This is a genomic window from Martinezella rhizogenes, from assembly GCF_027460065.1.
Classification (GTDB): Bacteria; Pseudomonadota; Alphaproteobacteria; order Rhizobiales; family Rhizobiaceae; genus Agrobacterium; species Agrobacterium rhizogenes_C.
Map to the genome: position 1 here is coordinate 67449 of NZ_JAPYZZ010000016.1, position 18476 is coordinate 85924.

Genomic DNA, 18476 nt, shown 5'->3' on the forward strand with positions numbered 1-18476 from the left:
GGACGATGACAACCGACAACACCCTTCTTCGCCTTGCCAGAACCGACTGGTTCGGGCCCCTGCTGGTTACGGTGCTGGCAATCGTGCTGATCCGTGGCTTCAGCCCCAACTTCCTGTCTTCCTTCAACATCCAGATCCTGCTTCTGGCCATTTCGGTCAATGCACTCATCGCCTTTTCGCAGATGATCATTATCGCCATCGGCCAGATGAACCTTTCCGTCGGCGCGATCGGCGGCCTTGCGGCAATCTCCTTTGCGGGGCTGATGCAGGTCTGGGGGCTTCCGGCGCCGGTGGCTGCCGTCGCAGCAGTGCTGATCGGCATTGTCTGCGGCATGCTCAACGGCCTGCTGATTGCCATCACCGGCATTTCCGCTTTCGTCATCACGCTCGCGACACTGTCGATCTACAAGGGCATCAACCTCGGCATCACGCGAGCGGAGCCTTTCTACGGCATACCCGAATCGGTGAAAGACTTCGGTTCGGCCCTCATTGCCGGGCCCATTCCATGGCTTGCTGTCCCGACGATCATCATCGCATTCGCCCTGTGGTTCATGCTGCGCCGCCAGCCGATAGGCCGCTTCATCCTTGCCATCGGCGGCAACAGCCACGCGGCGGAGCTTTCCGGCATTTCGGTGCGCACCACGGTGATCGTCGCGCACGGCATTTCCGGCTTTCTGGCATCTGTCGCGGGTATCCTGCTCGTCTCCCGCCTGCAGATCGGCCAGCCTTCCATTGGCGACGACTGGCTCATCCTGTCCTTTGCCGCCCCCGTCATCGGCGGCGCGGTACTGGCGGGCGGGCATGTCAGCGTCGGGGCAACCCTGCTCGGCGTCGTCATCGTCGCCATCATCACCCAAGCGCTGGTGTTGTTTTCCATCGATCCGTTCCTCGTGCAGGTGGTGCTGGGCGCGATGATCCTCGCCGCCGTCGGCATCAACCGCCTGCGCGAAACGCATCTCGGCAAAAAGACAGGGAAGGCCTGACATGGACAAACAACCCGTTTTTCAGGCGCGAAACGTCGAAAAACTGTTCCCCGGCGTTCGTGCGCTCAAGGGCGTCAATCTTTCGCTGCAACCCGGCTCGATCCACGCCCTGCTCGGGGAAAATGGCGCCGGCAAATCGACCCTGATCAAGGTCATCACCGGTGTCCATCATCAAAGCAGCGGCCAGATTCTCGTCGACGGGCAGGAAGTGCGCTTCGGCAATCCACGCGAAGCGATTGCGCGCGGCATCGGTGTCGTGCACCAGGAGCGCAATCTCATTCCGCGTTTCTCGATTGCCGAGAATATCCACATGGAAAAGCTCGGCGCCCATTATCTCAAACCCATCGACTACGCCGCACTGAATCGCGACGCGCGCCGCTGGCTTGAGGCACTCAATCTGGAAATCGATCCGGCAACGCCGGTATCGGAGCTTTCCGTCGCGCAGATGCAGCTTGTCGAAATCGCCAAGGCGCTTTCCCTGCAGAGCCGTGTGCTCCTGCTTGATGAGCCGACGACATCGCTGACGCCGAGCGAAACGGACAACCTCTTCCGCATTCTGCGCCGCCTGCGCGATGATGGCGCGAGCCTCGTCTTCGTCAGCCACAAGCTGGAGGAAGTTCTCGACATCTGCGACCGGGTGACGGTTCTGCGGGATGGCGAAAACGCCTGCGAAAGCCGCTCCATGGAAGGTCTCGGACGTCAGGATCTCGTGCGCCTGATGATCGGCCGCGCCGAAAGCGGCGGCGGCTGGCGCAAACGCGCGGTCGAACACAATCCGATGGTGCTGGAACTTGAGGACGTATCGACCGCGATCGGTCACCGCGATGTCAGCCTGTCCGTGCGTAAGGGCGAGATAGTCGGCCTTTACGGGCTGGTCGGCGCCGGTCGCACCGAACTTGCAAAATCGATCATGGGTAAGTTCGCAGTCACCTCCGGTAACGTGCGTATTTCGGGCCGGCCGGCGCGCATCCGCTCCGTAGCCGAAGCCATCCACGAATACGGCGTCGGTTATGTCAGCGAAGACCGCAAGGGCGATGGCCTCATTCTTCAGCACTCGGTTCTTGCCAATGCGAGCGTTCCCATCTGGCGCAAGCTCTCGAATACGTTCGGCGTGCTTTCGGATGGACGCATCCGGGCGGCGGTAACGCCTTTCCTGAAAAAGCTGGAGGTGAAGACGCCAAGCCTCAGCCAGACCGTCGGCAATCTATCCGGCGGCAATCAGCAGAAAATCAGTGTCGCCAAATGGCTGGCTGCCGATGTCAAACTGCTGATCGTCGACGAACCCTCCGTCGGCATCGACATCAAGACAAAGGCCTATCTGCATGACCTGCTGCGCGAGTTGGCGGATAACGGCACCGCCATTCTCGTCATTACCAGCGACATGCCGGAAATGGTGGCACTGGCCGATCGCATCGTCGTGATGGACCAATACAGGGTGAAAGGCATCGTGGAAAACAATGGCGTCTATGCCGATATGAGCCACGATATCATGACTTTCATCCATCACTCTGAAGAGAGCGGAGCCCGCCTCCACCCGGCATAGGTCTCACCACTCCGAGCTTGCGCCTACCCGAATGCTGATGGCATGTCTCATCATTGCAAGGTGAGACTGCCTTCCAGCGGCGACTGCGGTGCCGTAAAGGCGCATGTCTGGCCTGCAGTGCCATTTTGCCGTCGACGCACTCACGAAACTTTGCTTGCACATCCCGCCAACATTGCCGGGCTTTCATTTGCCAGACGCAGCGGACTGGATTAGACGAATCCCGTACCATCGTGGAAAACGGCGACTTAATTTCGCCATCACGCCCCGCCTTTTTGAAAGCCCGTCCGGGATATCTGCTTCTTTGCGAAGTTTGAGGAAAACAACATGGCCAATGCGACCACCGCCGACAACAGCCGCACGCTCGCCGCTCTCGGCGTCACGGCGGGAATGATCTTCACCGTCGGCTCCGCCCTCGGTTTCCAGCATATTGGCGGTTACACGCCCTGCGCGCTCTGCCTGTTGCAGCGCGATCCCTATTATTACGCCATTCCGCTGGGCATATTGGCCATTGTGACCAGCATCTTCAAACTGCCGACCCAGATCACACGGCTGCTTCTCGCGCTAATTGGCGTGGCGATGCTGATCGGCGCCGGGCTTGGCGTCTATCATGCCGGCGTGGAATGGGGTTTCTGGGCAGGCCCGATCACCTGCGCGACCGGCGCTCCTTCCATCACCACCAATGCCGGCGATCTCCTGGGCAATCTAAACGCCATCAAGGCACCCTCCTGCAACGACGCCGCATTGCGGGTGCTCGGCCTTTCCTTTGCAGGCTGGAACGTTATCGCAAGCGTTGCACTTGCGGCAGTCGCCTTTTTTGGCGCGAGCCGTAAAAGCCGGTAAGCGGAAAAACCGCGTTGCAGTCCTGAAGGATCAGGGCTGCAGTTCGGTATCCCAGTAAAGATAGTCCATCCAGCTTTCGTGCAGATAGTTGGGCGGGAACAACCGTCCGTTATTGTGCAGGTCCTGAACCGTCGGCTGGAAGGGCTTCTGCGCCGGGAACATGCCCGCCTGCTTGGGAAGCTTGCTGCCTTTTCTAAGGTTGCAGGGAGAGCACGCCGCCACGACATTGTGCCACGTCGTTTCACCGCCATGCGCGCGGGGAATGACGTGGTCGAAGGTCAATTCGTCCCGCGTGCCGCAATATTGGCATTCGAACTTGTCCCGAAGGAAAACGTTGAAGCGTGTGAAGGCGGGGTTGCGGGTGGGCTGCACGTAGGTCTTGAGGCTGACGACACTCGGCAGCCGCATGGAAAAGCTGGGGGACGACACCGCGTGATCATATTCTGCAATGATGTTCACACGGTCTAGAAAGACAGCCTTGATCGCGTCCTGCCAGGACCATAACGACAAGGGGTAATAACTCAGTGGCCTGTAGTCTGCGTTCAGAACGAGCGCCGGCAGGGCCTGTGGTGAAACTGCAATCGTCAAGGGCTTCTCCTGATCGATTCGGCATCTGCACCTGTATATTAGGTCCGTTGTTACAGGATTGTGAAGCCTATAAATGCAGCGGCAAAGAGCTTAATTTTTAAGCCCCGGAAAGGCCGTTTTCGCATTCCTGAAGACCGGCAATGCCATCGCCATGAGGCATCTTTGGCCGATGCGGCAGGACGGCGATTCGGCCAGACACAAATCCTTCTCACGGCGGACGCAATATCGGTGGTATAATGACCTTCAACGGAAAATCAATGCGCGCCTGCCATGGCAAATGTGCGGCGGTGGCGGCATCCATCATTCCTTCTTTGGAGGAAACGCTCATGATGTTACGCATGCAGCAAGCGGCGATATTACGGGGCAGCATGGCAGCGGGCGCGCTCGCCGTCATGATCGGCCTGGCAGCGGGTGCCCATGCCCAGCAATACCAGAATTTCGAAGTGACGCCGGATGGGCGCGGCGGCGCACAGGGAACCATCGGCGGGCGCAATTTCGAGGTTGAGCGAAATTACGACCGGCCGCCGGCGGGCGGCGCCTCATCCGAGACACGGCGCGAACTGAGGCGGGCCGTTCCGCAACAGACCTGTGTCGTCGATAGCGAGGGCCGAACGCGCTGCAAGTGAGCGCCGGCCCCTCCTTTCCGACCGATTTCAGCCAGCGTTGAGAAAATCGGATTTCGTTAAAATGCAATCCATCGACTTAAACGGCCTGCAAGAATGGGCCGCTATGGTGCCAGGCACAAGAGAAGGCAATTGTGCAGGGACAAGGACATGGCGAAGAAAAAAATCCGTCTGGCAAAGATTTTTGCCGTCGCTGCCGGCGTGGCGGCAAGCATTGCGACAACGGCATCGGCCGTGCCTCTCGGCCTCGCCCAGAAGCCGGGTGCCGCGCGTCCCGGCCAGTTCATGCCAACAAGCCGCCCGACCATCGCGCCGATTGCCTTTGCTAAATTCTGCGACAGCGCCGCCGACCAATGTGTCCGGATCGGCGATGGCGACATGGTGGAACTGACAAAACAGAAACGCATGGAACTCCAGCGCGTCAACGCCGAGATCAACACATCAATCATTTACGCCAGCGAGCAGGACGGCGAAGACGACTGGAAGCTGAACCCGGCAAGCGGCGACTGCGATGATTTCGCAGTGACCAAGCGGCAGCGCCTGCTGCGCGCCGGCTGGCCCTCGGGTGCGCTGCGCATCGCAACGGCGCGCACGACGGATGGTATCGGCCATGCCGTTCTAGTCGTCAGCACCAGCCAGGGCGATCTGGTTCTAGATAACCGCACCAATGTCGTCAAACCTTGGAAAGCGGTCGATCTGAAGTGGATCAAGATCCAGTCGCATGAGAACCCGCGCATCTGGCTAAAACTCTAGACTGCCGGATCCGTGCTTGCGGGCTTCATTCGAGGAGGCTCCAAGGGATAAGCGATTGCCGCGTCAACACGGCTTTGGCGCATGATGCGGCGGCCGTTTTCAACACTCTTGACCTTGTGCGGGAGAGACAGTATCGGCAGCTATGCCCAAGGTATTCAACTGGATTCGCGGTCGTAAGCAATCAGCCCCCCGCGACGACCGGAGGCGGCGCAGAATAGACCTTGGCGACAAGCCGGCCACCTTCCCCATCTACGCCATTGGCGACGTGCACGGCAGCCTCGACCTGCTCTTGCAGGCGGAGCGGAAAATCCTCGCCGATCTGGAGCCAGAACCCTCCCCCGCGCTGGTCGTCCTGCTGGGTGACTATGTCGATCGCGGGCGCGATTCCCGCGGCGTTCTCGAACATCTGCTGCAAGCGCCGCCCGCACCGCTTCGCCGTATCGCGCTTTGTGGCAACCATGAGCAGCTCTTCCACGACTTTCTCGAAAATCCGCAGGAGAATATGCACTGGCTCGACTTCGGCGGTCGCCAGACGCTTCTGTCTTACGGGGTCGATATCGACTATTTCGTGCACAAGGGCCGTCTCAGGCAGCAGCCATTCAGGGATGCGCTGCTCGGCGCGATCCCACAGCCCCATCGCCAGCTTTTGTCCAGCCTGCCCGTCTATGCCCGGATTGGCTCCTATATCTTCGTGCATGCGGGCTTCAGACCGGGATTGCCGCTGGAGGCGCAGACCGATGAGGACATGCTCTGGATCCGTGAGCCTTTCCTTTCACAGGGAGCCGGACTGGACCTCCTCGTCGTCCACGGGCACACGCCGGTGGAGCAACCGGAGACCGGCCCGCAACGCATCGGCATCGACACCGGCGCTTATACCACGGGCAGGCTCACCATTCTCAGGCTCTCGGATGCAGGCCTGCACCTGATCGTCTAAGCCTCGGTCAGATTTTCACCAGCGGCTCGCGCTCGTAGGCCTGGTGGAGCATTTTCACGAAAGAAGGCGCCAAGGGCACGCGATGCGGCCCCAGAGCTTCGACCGGAATACCGGGAGTCAGGGAATTCATCACGACCGCGCCTTTGATATCGCTGAGATCGGCGGGACGGATCAGTTGCTCGCGCTGAGCGATGCCGAGCGCGTCGAGCTGGCGGCGAATGATGCTCATCGTGATACCGGCAAGAATATCAGCCCTTGGCCAGACCACCGCTTCGCCATCCCAAAAGGCGAGATTCCAGATGGTTGCTTCGCTTAGATATCCGCGCGCGTCGACAAAGGCTGCATCGTCATATCCATCCTCGACGGCCTTGCGAAGGAAATAGGTTTTCGATGCTTCGCCGACATGTTTGATCGTTGCGAAGGGGCGTTCATGGTTTACGAGCGCCAGATGCAGGGATTGCTTTGGATCATCAAAGGCAGGCGCTGTGCGAACGAGAATGGCGGGGTCGTTCTCTGCTCCCGTCCGGGTGAATTCACCATTGCGCGAAAACAGGGTGGCCGTCAGGGACAGGGCCGGCGGGCCTGCATGGATCGCTGTCCGCAGCCGGTCGCGCACCAGATCATCCGGCAAGGTCTTGCCGAAAAATTCTTTCGATGCCGACCTCAGCCTTGCGAGGTGAAGATCGAGGCCGCGCACCGCGCCGTCCCGCACCTGCATGGCGGTGAAATGCGCGAAACCTGCGAAAGCCAGCGGTGATAAGTCTTCTGCGGTCGCTGCCCGGCCATCAAGTTCGGTGCGAAAGCGGGGTTTGTCAGTCATTTTCAAGCTCCTGAAGCGCGTTTACATCGTGGAGCACCTTCCCTACAGTCTGACAGCGCTGTCAGAGTCAAGGGCTGGAAATGAAGATCGGCGAACTCTCCCTGAAAACCGGCGTGAGCATCAGAATGCTCCGCTATTACGAGGCCGAAGGCCTTCTCGCCCCCGCCCGCACGGAGGCCGGATATCGGGACTACGATGTCGCCGACGTTGACACGGTCGAGCGCATCCTTCTGCTCGGCAATGCCGGCATGACCCTCGCCAATGTCAGGGAGTTCCTGCCCTGCTCCCTCGATCAGCGGCAAGCCTTCCAGCCATGCGACGAATTGAAATCGAAGTTGCGGATGCAGATCGGCAGGGTCGAAGAGCAGATGAAGAGCCTTTCCAAAAGCCAAAATCTGCTGACGGACCTTCTGGAAACCTTCGAGCGATCCACCCCGGCTTCAAGCCGCTCGTAAATCAACGTGGCATCCGCTGCATGGGACGGATGGCGGACGGGCATCTCCACCGCCACATCAGGGAACCGGGAGCAAGCCTATCCTCTGGCACCCTCGATAGCTTCTAGCCAGATGCCGACGGCGACCGCGCCGCCATCGGGATGCCCGACCGCCCGCTCACCGAGGTAACTCGCGCGCCCGAGCCGAGGCTTCATCGCGGCTGTCGCCTCGGCGCCCGCCAAGCCCGCCGCCACGGCGGATTGCCAGGCCTCTTCTGCCGAAGCGCCTTCCGCAAGCTTGTCCCTGAAAGTTTCCGCTGCCGGATGAAGCGCATCGATCATCGTCCGATCACCCGGCTTCGCCCCACCCAGTTCCGAGACCGCCGCAACGGCCGCCGTGAATGCTTCCGCCATCTGCTGTGCCGTTGGCTCATAAATCCCTGCCAGCTGGCGCGAAGCACGCATGAGACCCGTGGCATAGAACGGGCCCGAGCTTCCACCGATGGCCTTGCGCATCGCATTGGCCATCGCCATCAATCCATCGGAAACGTCGCCGAAGCTCTCTTTCGTCAGCGCAAGGATTGCCTCGCCGCCACGCACCATGCTGGCACCGAGGTCGCCGTCACCCGCGACGCTATCGAGCTGCGTCAGCCTGGGCTCTGCGGCGATCAGGGCTTTCGCGGCCCGTTCTGCCAGGGAATGCAGCCTTTCGCCGGCCGCCGTCACCCTGTTTGCCGCAACCGCGGCCTTTTCAGCGTTTGCCGAGGGCAAAACCCGCTTGCGGTTCACCGCACCGCCGCGCGGCCATGCGCCGGCCTCGGTTGGCGCATCGATGAGGCCGAGCGCGGCGTCGTCCACCTGCAGGACCGACAACGAAAACCCCGGCATATCGAGGGCCGAAAGGAAAGTGCCGGCCCAGGCTCGTTCCACGACGACGCCTTTCGCCTCCAGCAACGCGACCGCCGACCGTGCGACGATGGCGAGTTCCATCGGCGGCGTTGACCCCAGGCCGTTGACCAGCAGCGCGACGCGATCGCCGCCGGCGAGCTTGCCGTCGGCTTCGATCGTTTCGATCACCAGCTTCACGAGCGCGTCAGCCGAGGCGATGGGCATCCGCTGCACGCCCTGTTCACCGTGGATGCCGAGCCCGACTTCGATCTCGGCATCGCCCAGCACGAAGCCCGGCTTGCCCACGGCCGGCAGCGTGCAGGAGCCCAGCGAGACACCCATGGAAGACAAATTTGCGGCCGCCTCTCGGGCGATGCGGGCGACCTCATGGAGAGGAAGCCCCTTTTCCGCTGCGGCCCCGGCCAGTTTGTGCACAAGCACCGTACCCGCAATCCCGCGGCGGCGATCGGCGGGAACCGTATCCTTCAAGGCAACGTCGTCGGCGACGACAACGATCTCGACAGGGGTACCTTCGGCCCTCGCCAGTTCCGCCGCCAGTCCGAAATTCAGCCGGTCGCCCGTATAGTTCTTGACGATGACGAGCGCACCGGCAGGACCGGCCGCAGCCCTGATGCCGGCGAGAACCGCATCGGTGCTGGGCGAAGTGAAGACATCACCCGCCACCGCCACCGTCAGCATCCCCGCGCCGACATAACCGGCATGGGCCGGCTCATGTCCGCTGCCGCCCCCCGAAAGCACCGCCACCTTGCGCTTGTCCGCCTCAGGCAGGCCGGAGCGTATGACCACATTCTCATCCTGAAGCAGGATGGTTTCGGAGCTGAGTGCCACGACGCCCTCCAGCATATCCCGGACAACGGTGGATGGGTCATTGATGAGCTTCTTCATGCCTTACTCCTCGATGCAGTGCGTCAGCCGGCGGGCGGTACTGGCACCTGATCACGCTGGAGACGCGCAGGTGCCATTTGAACAGTGAACAAGCACGATCTCCCCGCCGATTGCAACCGCCGAACATGCACGCAGAAGCTTCGAGCGCGGAACAGTACAAGCCTTCCCGGCTGTGTAATTGTCGGCAGACTTCTGGCCAGCCCGCTTGCAACATTGTATAGGACGCCGGTGATCTCTCTTCTTCTCGACAGGCCGCCCCGTCGCGAAGAACAATACTGAAGTAACAAGACGCAACCCACCACCTGACCAACCTCAACAACCAGCATCAAGGAAACACATGAGCGCTGCTTATTATACGGCGGCCATTGCGGTCGCGACTGCGGCAGGCGTGGTGATCAGGCCTTTCCGATTGCCCGAGGCCATTTGGGCGGTCGCCGGAGCGCTGCTGATCCTCGCTCTCGGAATTTTGACGCCTGCGGAAGTCTGGTCGGGGGTGATCAAGGGTCTCGACGTCTACCTGTTCCTGACCGGCATGATGCTGCTGTCCGAGCTTGCCCGGCGCGAAGGCCTGTTCGACTGGGTCGCCGCCGTTGCTATCTCTTACGCCAGAGGCTCGGCGCGGCGCCTCTTCGTGCTGATCTACCTGATCGGCGTCATCGTCACCGCGCTTCTTTCCAACGACGCAACCGCCGTTGTCCTAACGCCTGCCGTTTATGCGGCCTGCCGCGCTGCCAGGGTCAAGGATCCGCTTCCTTACCTTTATATCTGCGCCTTCATTGCCAATGCGGCGAGTTTCGTGCTGCCGATCTCCAACCCGGCCAACCTCGTCATTTTTGCCGGCGGCGAAATGCCGCCGCTGTCCCGCTGGCTGGATACCTTCCTGCTTCCGTCGATTGCGGCAATCCTTGTCACTTTTCTCGCGCTCTACTGGTCGCAGCGCCGTGTTCTCGCCGAAGACACCGTCGCTAATCGGGTGGAACGCCCAACCCTCAGCCTGCCCGCGAAACTGGCGGGCGTCGGCCTTTTGGCAACCGCCGCCGTGCTGCTGTCGGCCTCGGCATTCCACATGGATCTCGGCCTTCCGACCTTCCTTGCCGGCGTGATCACGACTATCCTCGTACTTGCCATCGTGCGGCAGAACCCGGTGGAGATCATCAAGGATGTGAGCTGGGGGGTGCTGCCGCTCGTTGCGGGCCTGTTCGTCATCGTCGAAGCCGTCAGCCACACGGGCATCACCGCCGTCGTTGCCGAGCAGTTGAAGGCGCTGAGCCTGCACTCCGAGGCACAGGCCATCGGGATTGGCGGCGTGGCCGTCGCCCTTTTCTCCAACCTCGTCAACAACCTGCCGGCTGGTCTCTTCGCCGCTAGCGCCGTTCAGGCTGCACAGGTGCCCGACAATGTCACCGCCGCGGTGCTGATCGGCGTCGACCTGGGACCGAACCTGTCGGTCACGGGGTCGCTTGCAACCATCCTGTGGCTGTCAGCACTCCGGCGTGAAGGTCTGCATGTGAGCGCGCTGGATTTTCTCAAACTGGGCGTCGTCGTCATGACCCCGGCCCTGCTGGCGTCGCTTGCAACATTGCTTCTCTGATGCTCGCAGAGGACCTAGTCAGGGTGGCGTGAAGCGGCGCTGTTGCGCCGCTTCCGGTCGCGTCGATTATTCGTTGATCTTGTCGATCAGCTGCAGGACGATATCGGCGCATGCCTTCATCGGCTCGTCATCGGCACATTTGACATCGATCTTGATGTCGCCCTGCTGAAGGCGGAAATGCGCGCCTTTCGACGGCGGAGGCGGAGGCGGCATATGGCCGCGTGGTCCATCTTCACCGGGGCCGGCATCCTTCGGACCGGGATAGGGCGGTGATGGAGGCGGTGGCGGCGCATCTGGGCGGGCCATGCCATCCGCAGGACCGGGCGGCGGCGGTGGCGGCTGTTGCGCAAAGGCGGTTCCCGCTGCGAGAAGTATCGCAGCACCTGCAATGATCAGCTTTTTCATGAGGATGGGCCTCTTGGGTTGGACAACGCAGAGAAAACGGCCTCACGCCCCCTCAGTTGCCGACCACAAAAAATAATTCTTGATTATTGGGGGGCTGTGTCATCGGGCGCGACGGTCGGTTAGGATTTACGCGAAATACGCGCTGGTTTTCCCTTAACAGCGGCTTGCGAAGCAACTTTTGCGTGCTTAAAAGGCGCATAGTCTCATTGGCGTCACAGAGGACGAATTCTTGGAACAGACAACTACCCAGACCGGCAAGGGCCGGCGCAAGGCACTATGGGCGGCGGTTGCGATCATTGCGGTGGCCGCAGCAGGTGTCGTGGGAGGCAAGAGCTTCTACCAGACGAAGGTCAACGAACTCGTTGCCCGCAGCGGTGCGACGGCCGGTTCCGTGGAAGTCGATTTTCTCGGAAAAATCCATATTCGCGATCTGACATTGCCGCTTGAAGACGGCAAAAACATCAAGATTGCGGCCATCGACGGACGTCCGAAATTGCCGTTCCTCGACGGTGCGCTGGACATGAATGACATCAATATCGATATGCCCGCCGGGAAAGTCTCGATGGCGCAGGCGCGCGTCGAAAATGCCGCCTTTGAAAGGCCCGCGACAGCAGCCGATGGCAATGCCAATTCTCTTGTAAAGCGCATCGAGCGCTTCGGGGCATCGCGCATTTCCACGCCGGAACTGACCCTTACACAGTCCATCACGACCAGCGAGCAGAAGACCGTTTACAAGAACGTGGCTTTCTCTGATATCGCCGGCGGCCGGATCGCCCGTTATTCCATCGACAATGCCAATTTCGACATCCAGATGGATCTGCCGGACAATAGCGGCGCGATGGAAAAGAAGCATATGGTCGTCTCGACGGGCGCCATCGCCGGTCAGGATATCGACGTCGCTTATCTCGCCCGGCTCTATACGGAAAAAGCCGGTCCGGAAGACAAGGACGCAAAACCTGTCTACGGTCCGATGTCCGTCAGCGCGATTTCGTTCTCGGAAGGTGATGGCCGTTTCAGCTATAACGAAATCCGCAGCGACGGTTTTACCGCCCGCATGCCGGCTGAGCCGATTCTCGAAACCATGAAAGCCCTGGCGGCGGACAAGAAGCCCGAGGAGCTGTCCCCGGAGGAGCGCAAGGCCTATTTCAAGAAGGTCATCTCTATTCTCGATATCATCGGCAAGAGCAACATGCAGATGATCGGGTTCAAGATGGACGCGCCTGACGAAAGCGAGGCAGCAGCCGGCAAGAGGGTCAAGGCCACGATCGATCGTATCGATATGCAGATGGACGGCCGCAAGCTCGATTTCGGTCTGAATGGCATGTCGGTCGGAAATGGAGACGACACGATCAAATTCGATGAGGCAAGCCTCAAGGGTTTTGACTGGACTTCGACGATCGAGGCAATTTCTGAGCTCGCCGGGCTCGATGATACGGAGATCGAGACCTTCCCGTTCAACCGTCTGATACCGGAACTGGGGACGGTCCGCGTCGGCGGCATCAATGTTGATGTGGCTGCGCCCGAAAAGTCGGACGAAGAGACCGAAGAGGAAACGAAAGGTACGCCGGAGCGCATCAAGTTCACGCTCAAGAACTTCGAGATGGGACTGACGAAGCCCTTCAATGGCATCCCGACGGATATCAAAATCCGGCAGGACGATCTTTCCCTTCCCATCCCGGCGGATTCGTCGGAGGAGGTTTTCGTCGAGGCGCGCAAGCTGGGCATCGAATCGCTCGCCCTGTCATATGGCCTCTCCGCAGGCTGGGATCAGCCGAACAACAACCTGATGATCCGGGAAATCTCGTTCAGCGGCAAGGATATTGGCAGCGTCAATTTCTCCGGTCTGGCAAGCGGGTTTACGGAAGAGTTCTTCTCCTTCGACATTGGTCGGGCCCAGGCCGCGCTCTTCGGGCTGGCCGGTCGCGAGGTTAAACTCACAATCAAGGACGAAGGTTTGATGGCCAAGGCGGTCAAGCTCTATGCCCTGCAGAACGACATGACCGAGGCAGAGGTTCGCGCCACCCTGACATTGGTGGCAAGTGCCCTGCTGCAGCAGGTCGCGGCTGAACAGCCGAAGCTTCAAAATGCGGTGGAGGCGCTCGGCCGCTTCATCAGCACCCCGGGAACGCTGACGGTTACGGTCAAGTCAACAGGTGCAAACGGCCTCGGCCTTCTGGATCTCGTCGCCGCCTCCGACAATCCGATGCTTCTGCTCGACAAGGTCGACATTCAGGCAACGGCTGAATAAGCCGCTGCCGTTTGACAAGCCCCGGAAGGCCGCGAAGGCCTTCCGGTTTATGGAACGCAGGCTTTCGTGTCAGGCTGCCGGTTGCGGCCATCTCTGCAGGGCTTCCTGCCCCGCCGCCGTCAGGCCATAGATTCCCCGATCGAGCCGTTCGAACCAGCCATAGACATTCGCGAGCAGGATTTTGCCCGCGTCCGGTACGCTGGAGCTGATCTGACGCACGCGCAGGGGGCCGGACGCCAGCGCCACCGCGCAGCCGAGTGCCTGCTGGCGATAGGCGGTCATGATTGGTGCGCGTGTGCTGCCACCCACCGCCGGATCGCCGCGCCGCCTCTGGTGTTCACGCATGAGCCGGGAGCGCCTTTTCGGATTGGTGCGCGGCATGGGGGTCACGGAGCCGACGAGAACGCTGACATCGCCGATATCGGAAATACCGAGCATGCCGATACCGAGCCTGCGGCAGAGATCCCGATAGCGTTTGTCGGCCTCGCGGCCCCTGCCCCTGGCCGAAACCCGCGCCGCGATCCAGACCTCGTCTGCGATGGCCGCACGATCGACAGCCTGCAGGATAAGTTCCAGATTGAAGCTGAGTTTCAGCTCGCAGATCACGACAACAGCCGGGTCGTCGTCGCTGAGGCCAACGAGGTCACAACCACCAACTTCACCCTTGACGGTGTAACCGGCCTTTTCAAGAAACCCTTTGACGGGCAGATAAAGCGACGTTTCCATATACCAGCGGGTTCAAGTGACGATCCGGCCCCTGAATACATCGATCCGCCCACCGAGAACAACCCTCGGTGCGCCCGGCATTGAATTACCGATATCGGTCTGCTCGGCGAGGGACGACGTCCGACGGGAAAACTCGTACCTTATCCGGGCTTCCTGCCGGTCAGAATATCATCAAGGGCCGCCATCTGCCGACGATTCCACTCAATGGCATCCTCGAAGGCCTTGTTTCCCAGTTCCTGCCGCTGATCCCGGCTCGCGGCCAGCTGCAGGATTGCGTCGGCAAAAACCTGATGGTCGTTATCGTCAACAATGACCACGCCGCGCCGGTATCGGTCCGAAAGCCCCCTCGCGCCTGTCCGGGTGCTGATCGTCGGAACCCCCGCGGCGAGAGCATCGAGCAATTTTATGTTAATGCCCGTTCCAAGCGTGATGGGATTGATCGAAAGTGGCGCACGGGCGAAGGCCTCCTTCAGATTATCGACACGTCCAAGCTTGAGAATGCCCTCCCCATCCTCGATCTTGCCGCATATGCCGCCTGCAAGAACCAGACGAATGTCCGGTCTGGCCGCTCTCACCAGCGGCATGATGTTCTGGAGGAACGACTTCAGGGAAATGATGTTGGCGTCATTCCCCGAGCCCAGAAACAGAAAGTCGCTCGGGGTGAAATCCTCCACCCTTCCACCAAGATCGAGAATATGGCTGACGGTCGCGACGACCGGTGGCTCAGCCCCCAGCCGCTGCCGGAACGACTGCTCTTCCTCCTCCTGAATGGCGACAACCACGTCCGCACGGCGCAGAGCCTTGCGCTCCACGGCCGGCGGCACCGAGAACCAGTATCCATATTTGTTCGCGGTGTTGATGAAGGCCTTATGTCGGTCGGCGAAGGAATCATGGGTGTCAAGAATACGCAGTACATCATCCGGCAAGCCCAGAAATGCCCGCGAATGAAAGGCATATTCGACAATGACGGCATCGATGCCAAGCCGGCGCTGAATATCCCGAACCTGCCGGCCGATTTCCGGGTAATAGAACTCATCGAGATGATTATAAAAGCCACTCTCGCGGCCAAGCAGCCGGTGGACCTTTCGGACGGCGCGAAACGCCGTCAAGCCAAGGTCTAAACCGACATCACCGGCAAGCCTGCTCTTCAAGCCGCCTGCCTGCCGGGCAACAAGGTGCAGGTGATCCGGCCCGAATTCCGCCTCGTGCCCCGCCCGATCGAAATCGGCAGCAATCGTGCCATCGACATGGACAAAATGCACCTCGTGGCCGAGGCTGCGCACGGCACGCGTCAGCTGGAGAATCCTGCTCCGCGCACCCTCATTGGCAGGAACGACCGGAAATGCCGAGACAAAAGCGACCTTCATAAACGAACTCAGGCCCGTGCCGAGAAGGTCTCGAACACCTGAAAATTGCTCTTGGACATCGCAAGAATATCCGGCAGCTTTTTCCCGACACGTTCACGAATCTCGTCGGATTGATCGATAAACTCCACCAGCGCCTTCTTTATCCCATCCTGGGTCAGGAATGCGGCAGGTGAAAGCAGATTGGCTGCAGACAGGCCAAAATGCCGATACAGCCCTTCGAACTTGCCCTGATAGGCGACGCAGATTGCAGGAACACCCTTGCCGAGCGCAGCGATGGCAAGATGCATGCGACCGCTGACGAGGCCATCAAGCTGGCCTGCGATCCCCTTCAAAACGGGTGCCGACCGTTTGCCATCGAGATATCGGACCCTGTCTGCTCGCGCTCCCGGGACCAGTTCGGTTATGGCTTTCAGATAGGCCTGATCGCCAACATTGTCGCGGTAGTCATGCGGGATAAGCAGCCAGCACACGGGCCGCGCATCGGCTGCATATTGCAATGCCTCCGCCGCATGCCTGATGATGGCCTCGGTCTGCGCGCGATCCGCGTTCTTGAACAGCATGGGATGCAGGTTGAAACCCATGACCCTGTATCCCTCGGCCTTTTTTCGCGCGATCCAGGACCGCGTGTCCTCATCGGGCTCGGAAGGCACAAGGCTGAAGGCGGAATCGGCAACAAGCGCGGCATTGGTCTTTGCGAAGGATTGCAGGCGCTCGAGCGAGATAACGTCACGCACCTTCAGCGAGCATTCCGGGTGAAGCGACCGATAGAACATGGCCAGATCAGGATGCGGCGTTTCGTTGAAGCTGAAGCCGAGGATGACGTTCTTGATTCCGGCAGCCGCGGCCAGATCCGCACTTGCGAGAAGTTTCGCGCTGACCAGCGGGTGGTAATATCCATCCATGACATCCGCACCGACGACGACCACGCAATCATATTGCCGGGTCTGGAACTGCTGGGCCAGGGCCTTTATGAAATCGGGCTTGCTGAAGATATCGACGGGGACGAAGCCCCTTTGATAGGCGGCATCGGCATAAGCCATGCCATCGACAAGGATATCGATCTCGACATCGGGATTGCTGGCACGGGCATGTTGCAGCGTCGCGGTGATCATCGCATCATCGCCCAGCGACCCGAAAAGGGTGATGGGATCACCGGCCACGATCAAAAGCCGGCGCAATGGACCGCCGGCAGCGATGGGCTTGATGCCGGCCTTCAATGTCTGCAGATCGTCAAAGAGTTGCCGGAAGGCGATATCCCGGTTGCGCCGCTCGATATAGCTCACCACTCTCTGGCGCAGCGGGGCCGGCAGCATTTTCTTGATCAGCTTGCGCATTTGCTTTCCTTTCGGGACATGATTTTGCCCGTGACGAGCGCGATGGCGGACCGGGCCTCGCTCCTTGCCGTCAGGGCCAGAAGGAGGAGATATGCCACGCCGAAAATGGACCCGAGCAGGATGCCGGATATGAAATCACCGGCACCCAGCAGCTTGACCTCCGGACGTATCCACTGAACGAGCAGGAAGCAGAAGCCGCTGGAGGCAAAGCTCGGCAGAAGCAGCAGGAATATCCTCCACAGCGAGATGCCCAGTTCGCGCGCGACGAAGAAGAATGTGAAGGGTGTCGAGGTCAGCTGTCCGAAAGCATAAACGATGACGATCTGCCGGATGCTGTCTGTCGGCACCAGCAGGATCAGCAGGATCGTGCAAATCGCCTTGACGCTTCCGGCAATCAGCACCTTGTCAGGCTTGCCGCGCGCCGACAGAAACGGCGCGTTTTGAAACTGGACGCATTGCAGCGCGCCAAGCAGCAGCAGCGGTTGCGCCACCCCGTCGGCACCCTGCCACCTTGCACCGAACAATACGTTGCAGATTTCCGGCGCAAGCGCTGCCGAAAGCATGAAGATCGGTGTCGAGAAGATTGCCGACATGGTGATCGATTGTTTGTAGAGTGCCGCCATCCGCTCCCGCTCGTGCGATATGCGCGAAAGCACGGTCAGCGAAACATCGTAAAGCGCCGCCTGGAGCAATTGCATGAGAAGCTGATAGAGCCTGCTGCCGACGGTATAGAGACCGAACAGCGCGACCCCGTAGCGCCCGAGGATCATGAAATCGATCAGCCGGGTGGCCCCGAAATCCACGATGCGAAGGCCGAGGGCAGACGTGCCGAAGCGCAGCAGTTCGACGAAGCTGCGGAGATTGAGCGTGGTGCCCGGCAGCCAATGCGGTTTTCGCCAGAGCCAGATCAGCGTGACGATGGTTGCGACATATGTCTGGACCACCAGGCTCCAGACTCCGAGCCCCATGATTGCGAAAGCAATCGCCACGCCGCCACCGACGATGTTTGAAATGAAGGTTCGGATCGCCAGCGGCTTGAAGGCGAGTGCGCGGCGATAATTCACCTCCTGAAACAGCGAAGCCGTGTTTAGCGGCAGCAATATGCAGATCGCCACGATGATCGGCGCCAGCCCCTCGACCTCGAACCAGCGTTCCAGTTCCGATGAAAACACGCACACGGTTACGGCCAGCAGTGTTGCGACAGTGACGGAGGCGTAAAATGGCAGGTTGACGTCGCTTGGCTGCAGATCGCGCTTCTGCACGATTGCATCTCCGAAGCCGAATTCAGACACCATCTGAATCAGCATCAGCACCAGCCCGGCGGTCGCCACCATGCCGTAATCGGTGGGGCTGAGGAAACGGGCCAGCACGATGAAGAGGATGGAGGTGAAAAGCTTGCCGCCCCAGTTCTGAACGATGGACCAGAAAACGCCAGTTAGGGCAGCGCTGCCTATCGACTGTTGCTCCGCCATCAACCCACCGCCTGAAAGGCCG

General features: G+C 60.3%; 17 protein-coding genes. 9 read left to right on the plus strand and 8 right to left on the minus strand.

Annotated elements, in window-relative coordinates:
• Positions 1 to 5: 5 nt before the first annotated feature.
• From O8B93_RS21275 to O8B93_RS21285, 3 genes are all read left to right on the plus strand, one after another.
• Complete coding sequence (locus tag O8B93_RS21275) at positions 6 to 983, plus strand: ABC transporter permease (protein WP_269711870.1); 978 nt, start codon at positions 6 to 8, stop codon at positions 981 to 983.
• A 1-nt stretch (position 984) separates the two neighbouring features.
• Positions 985 to 2526: a sugar ABC transporter ATP-binding protein gene (locus O8B93_RS21280; RefSeq protein ID WP_269711871.1), complete on the plus strand. Its 1542-nt coding sequence runs from the start codon at positions 985 to 987 to the stop codon at positions 2524 to 2526.
• Positions 2527 to 2850: 324 nt separating this feature from the next.
• Entirely contained in the window at positions 2851 to 3366 is a 516-nt protein-coding gene (locus tag O8B93_RS21285) for a disulfide bond formation protein B (protein WP_269711872.1), read from the plus strand.
• Positions 3367 to 3396: 30 nt separating this feature from the next.
• Here the strand turns inward: O8B93_RS21285 and O8B93_RS21290 are convergent, their stop codons facing one another.
• Positions 3397 to 3954 (minus strand): HNH endonuclease, encoded by a 558-nt coding sequence (locus O8B93_RS21290; protein WP_080813864.1) that lies wholly within the window; start codon positions 3952 to 3954, stop codon positions 3397 to 3399.
• 326 nt (positions 3955 to 4280) lie between these two features.
• Here O8B93_RS21290 and O8B93_RS21295 point away from each other — a divergent pair, with 326 nt between their 5' ends.
• The 3 genes from O8B93_RS21295 to O8B93_RS21305 all read left to right on the plus strand — a co-directional run bounded on the left by O8B93_RS21295 (position 4281) and on the right by O8B93_RS21305 (position 6264).
• Positions 4281 to 4580 carry a hypothetical protein gene (locus O8B93_RS21295; protein WP_269711873.1) on the plus strand — a complete coding sequence of 100 codons (300 nt, stop codon included), beginning with the start codon at positions 4281 to 4283 and terminating at the stop codon, positions 4578 to 4580.
• A gap of 147 nt (positions 4581 to 4727) precedes the next feature.
• On the plus strand, positions 4728 to 5330 hold the full coding sequence (locus O8B93_RS21300) for a transglutaminase-like cysteine peptidase (protein ID WP_269711874.1): 603 nt from the start codon (positions 4728 to 4730) through the stop codon (positions 5328 to 5330).
• A 142-nt stretch (positions 5331 to 5472) separates the two neighbouring features.
• Positions 5473 to 6264 carry a metallophosphoesterase family protein gene (locus O8B93_RS21305; protein WP_269711875.1) on the plus strand — a complete coding sequence of 264 codons (792 nt, stop codon included), beginning with the start codon at positions 5473 to 5475 and terminating at the stop codon, positions 6262 to 6264.
• A 7-nt stretch (positions 6265 to 6271) separates the two neighbouring features.
• Here O8B93_RS21305 and O8B93_RS21310 read toward each other — a convergent pair whose 3' ends face one another.
• Positions 6272 to 7084 (minus strand): aminotransferase class IV family protein, encoded by an 813-nt coding sequence (locus O8B93_RS21310; protein ID WP_269711876.1) that lies wholly within the window; start codon positions 7082 to 7084, stop codon positions 6272 to 6274.
• An 80-nt stretch (positions 7085 to 7164) separates the two neighbouring features.
• Here O8B93_RS21310 and O8B93_RS21315 point away from each other — a divergent pair, with 80 nt between their 5' ends.
• Complete coding sequence (locus tag O8B93_RS21315; RefSeq protein ID WP_269711877.1) at positions 7165 to 7539, plus strand: MerR family transcriptional regulator; 375 nt, start codon at positions 7165 to 7167, stop codon at positions 7537 to 7539.
• A gap of 77 nt (positions 7540 to 7616) precedes the next feature.
• On the opposite strand, the gene O8B93_RS21320 is transcribed toward O8B93_RS21315, so the two are convergent.
• A complete protein-coding gene (locus tag O8B93_RS21320) occupies positions 7617 to 9311 on the minus strand; it encodes a dihydroxyacetone kinase family protein (protein ID WP_269711878.1) in 1695 nt (564 codons plus the stop codon).
• Positions 9312 to 9648: 337 nt separating this feature from the next.
• Here O8B93_RS21320 and O8B93_RS21325 point away from each other — a divergent pair, with 337 nt between their 5' ends.
• Positions 9649 to 10902 (plus strand): arsenic transporter, encoded by a 1254-nt coding sequence (locus O8B93_RS21325; RefSeq protein ID WP_269711879.1) that lies wholly within the window; start codon positions 9649 to 9651, stop codon positions 10900 to 10902.
• Between the two features lie 66 nt (positions 10903 to 10968).
• Here O8B93_RS21325 and O8B93_RS21330 read toward each other — a convergent pair whose 3' ends face one another.
• On the minus strand, positions 10969 to 11307 hold the full coding sequence (locus tag O8B93_RS21330; protein ID WP_269711880.1) for a hypothetical protein: 339 nt from the start codon (positions 11305 to 11307) through the stop codon (positions 10969 to 10971).
• Between the two features lie 229 nt (positions 11308 to 11536).
• Between O8B93_RS21330 and O8B93_RS21335 the strand changes: the two genes are divergently transcribed.
• Positions 11537 to 13555 carry a hypothetical protein gene (locus O8B93_RS21335; RefSeq protein WP_269711881.1) on the plus strand — a complete coding sequence of 673 codons (2019 nt, stop codon included), beginning with the start codon at positions 11537 to 11539 and terminating at the stop codon, positions 13553 to 13555.
• Positions 13556 to 13624: 69 nt separating this feature from the next.
• Here O8B93_RS21335 and O8B93_RS21340 read toward each other — a convergent pair whose 3' ends face one another.
• From O8B93_RS21340 to O8B93_RS21355, 4 genes are all read right to left on the minus strand, one after another.
• Complete coding sequence (locus O8B93_RS21340; RefSeq protein ID WP_269711882.1) at positions 13625 to 14281, minus strand: DUF2161 domain-containing phosphodiesterase; 657 nt, start codon at positions 14279 to 14281, stop codon at positions 13625 to 13627.
• Positions 14282 to 14421: 140 nt separating this feature from the next.
• A complete protein-coding gene (locus tag O8B93_RS21345) occupies positions 14422 to 15648 on the minus strand; it encodes a glycosyltransferase family 4 protein (RefSeq protein WP_269711883.1) in 1227 nt (408 codons plus the stop codon).
• Between the two features lie 8 nt (positions 15649 to 15656).
• A complete protein-coding gene (locus O8B93_RS21350) occupies positions 15657 to 16982 on the minus strand; it encodes a polysaccharide pyruvyl transferase family protein (protein ID WP_269711884.1) in 1326 nt (441 codons plus the stop codon).
• Positions 16970 to 18454, minus strand: coding sequence for a lipopolysaccharide biosynthesis protein (locus tag O8B93_RS21355; protein ID WP_269711885.1), 1485 nt, complete (start codon positions 18452 to 18454; stop codon positions 16970 to 16972). Before O8B93_RS21355 ends, O8B93_RS21350 begins: the two co-directional genes overlap by 13 nt.
• Positions 18455 to 18476 lie beyond the last annotated feature (22 nt).

Bases quoted from the DNA above. Each gene is read 5' to 3' on its own strand.
- O8B93_RS21300 (WP_269711874.1), top strand. From the start codon at position 4,728: ATGGCGAAGAAAAAAATCCGTCTGGCAAAGATTTTTGCCGTCGCTGCC.
- O8B93_RS21330 (WP_269711880.1), bottom strand. From the start codon at position 11,307: ATGAAAAAGCTGATCATTGCAGGTGCTGCGATACTTCTCGCAGCGGGA.
- O8B93_RS21285 (WP_269711872.1), top strand. From the start codon at position 2,851: ATGGCCAATGCGACCACCGCCGACAACAGCCGCACGCTCGCCGCTCTC.
- O8B93_RS21315 (WP_269711877.1), top strand. From the start codon at position 7,165: ATGAAGATCGGCGAACTCTCCCTGAAAACCGGCGTGAGCATCAGAATG.
- O8B93_RS21325 (WP_269711879.1), top strand. From the start codon at position 9,649: ATGAGCGCTGCTTATTATACGGCGGCCATTGCGGTCGCGACTGCGGCA.
- O8B93_RS21320 (WP_269711878.1), bottom strand. From the start codon at position 9,311: ATGAAGAAGCTCATCAATGACCCATCCACCGTTGTCCGGGATATGCTG.
- O8B93_RS21350 (WP_269711884.1), bottom strand. From the start codon at position 16,982: ATGCGCAAGCTGATCAAGAAAATGCTGCCGGCCCCGCTGCGCCAGAGA.
- O8B93_RS21355 (WP_269711885.1), bottom strand. From the start codon at position 18,454: ATGGCGGAGCAACAGTCGATAGGCAGCGCTGCCCTAACTGGCGTTTTC.
- O8B93_RS21310 (WP_269711876.1), bottom strand. From the start codon at position 7,084: ATGACTGACAAACCCCGCTTTCGCACCGAACTTGATGGCCGGGCAGCG.
- O8B93_RS21295 (WP_269711873.1), top strand. From the start codon at position 4,281: ATGATGTTACGCATGCAGCAAGCGGCGATATTACGGGGCAGCATGGCA.
- O8B93_RS21345 (WP_269711883.1), bottom strand. From the start codon at position 15,648: ATGAAGGTCGCTTTTGTCTCGGCATTTCCGGTCGTTCCTGCCAATGAG.
- O8B93_RS21280 (WP_269711871.1), top strand. From the start codon at position 985: ATGGACAAACAACCCGTTTTTCAGGCGCGAAACGTCGAAAAACTGTTC.
- O8B93_RS21340 (WP_269711882.1), bottom strand. From the start codon at position 14,281: ATGGAAACGTCGCTTTATCTGCCCGTCAAAGGGTTTCTTGAAAAGGCC.
- O8B93_RS21275 (WP_269711870.1), top strand. From the start codon at position 6: ATGACAACCGACAACACCCTTCTTCGCCTTGCCAGAACCGACTGGTTC.
- O8B93_RS21305 (WP_269711875.1), top strand. From the start codon at position 5,473: ATGCCCAAGGTATTCAACTGGATTCGCGGTCGTAAGCAATCAGCCCCC.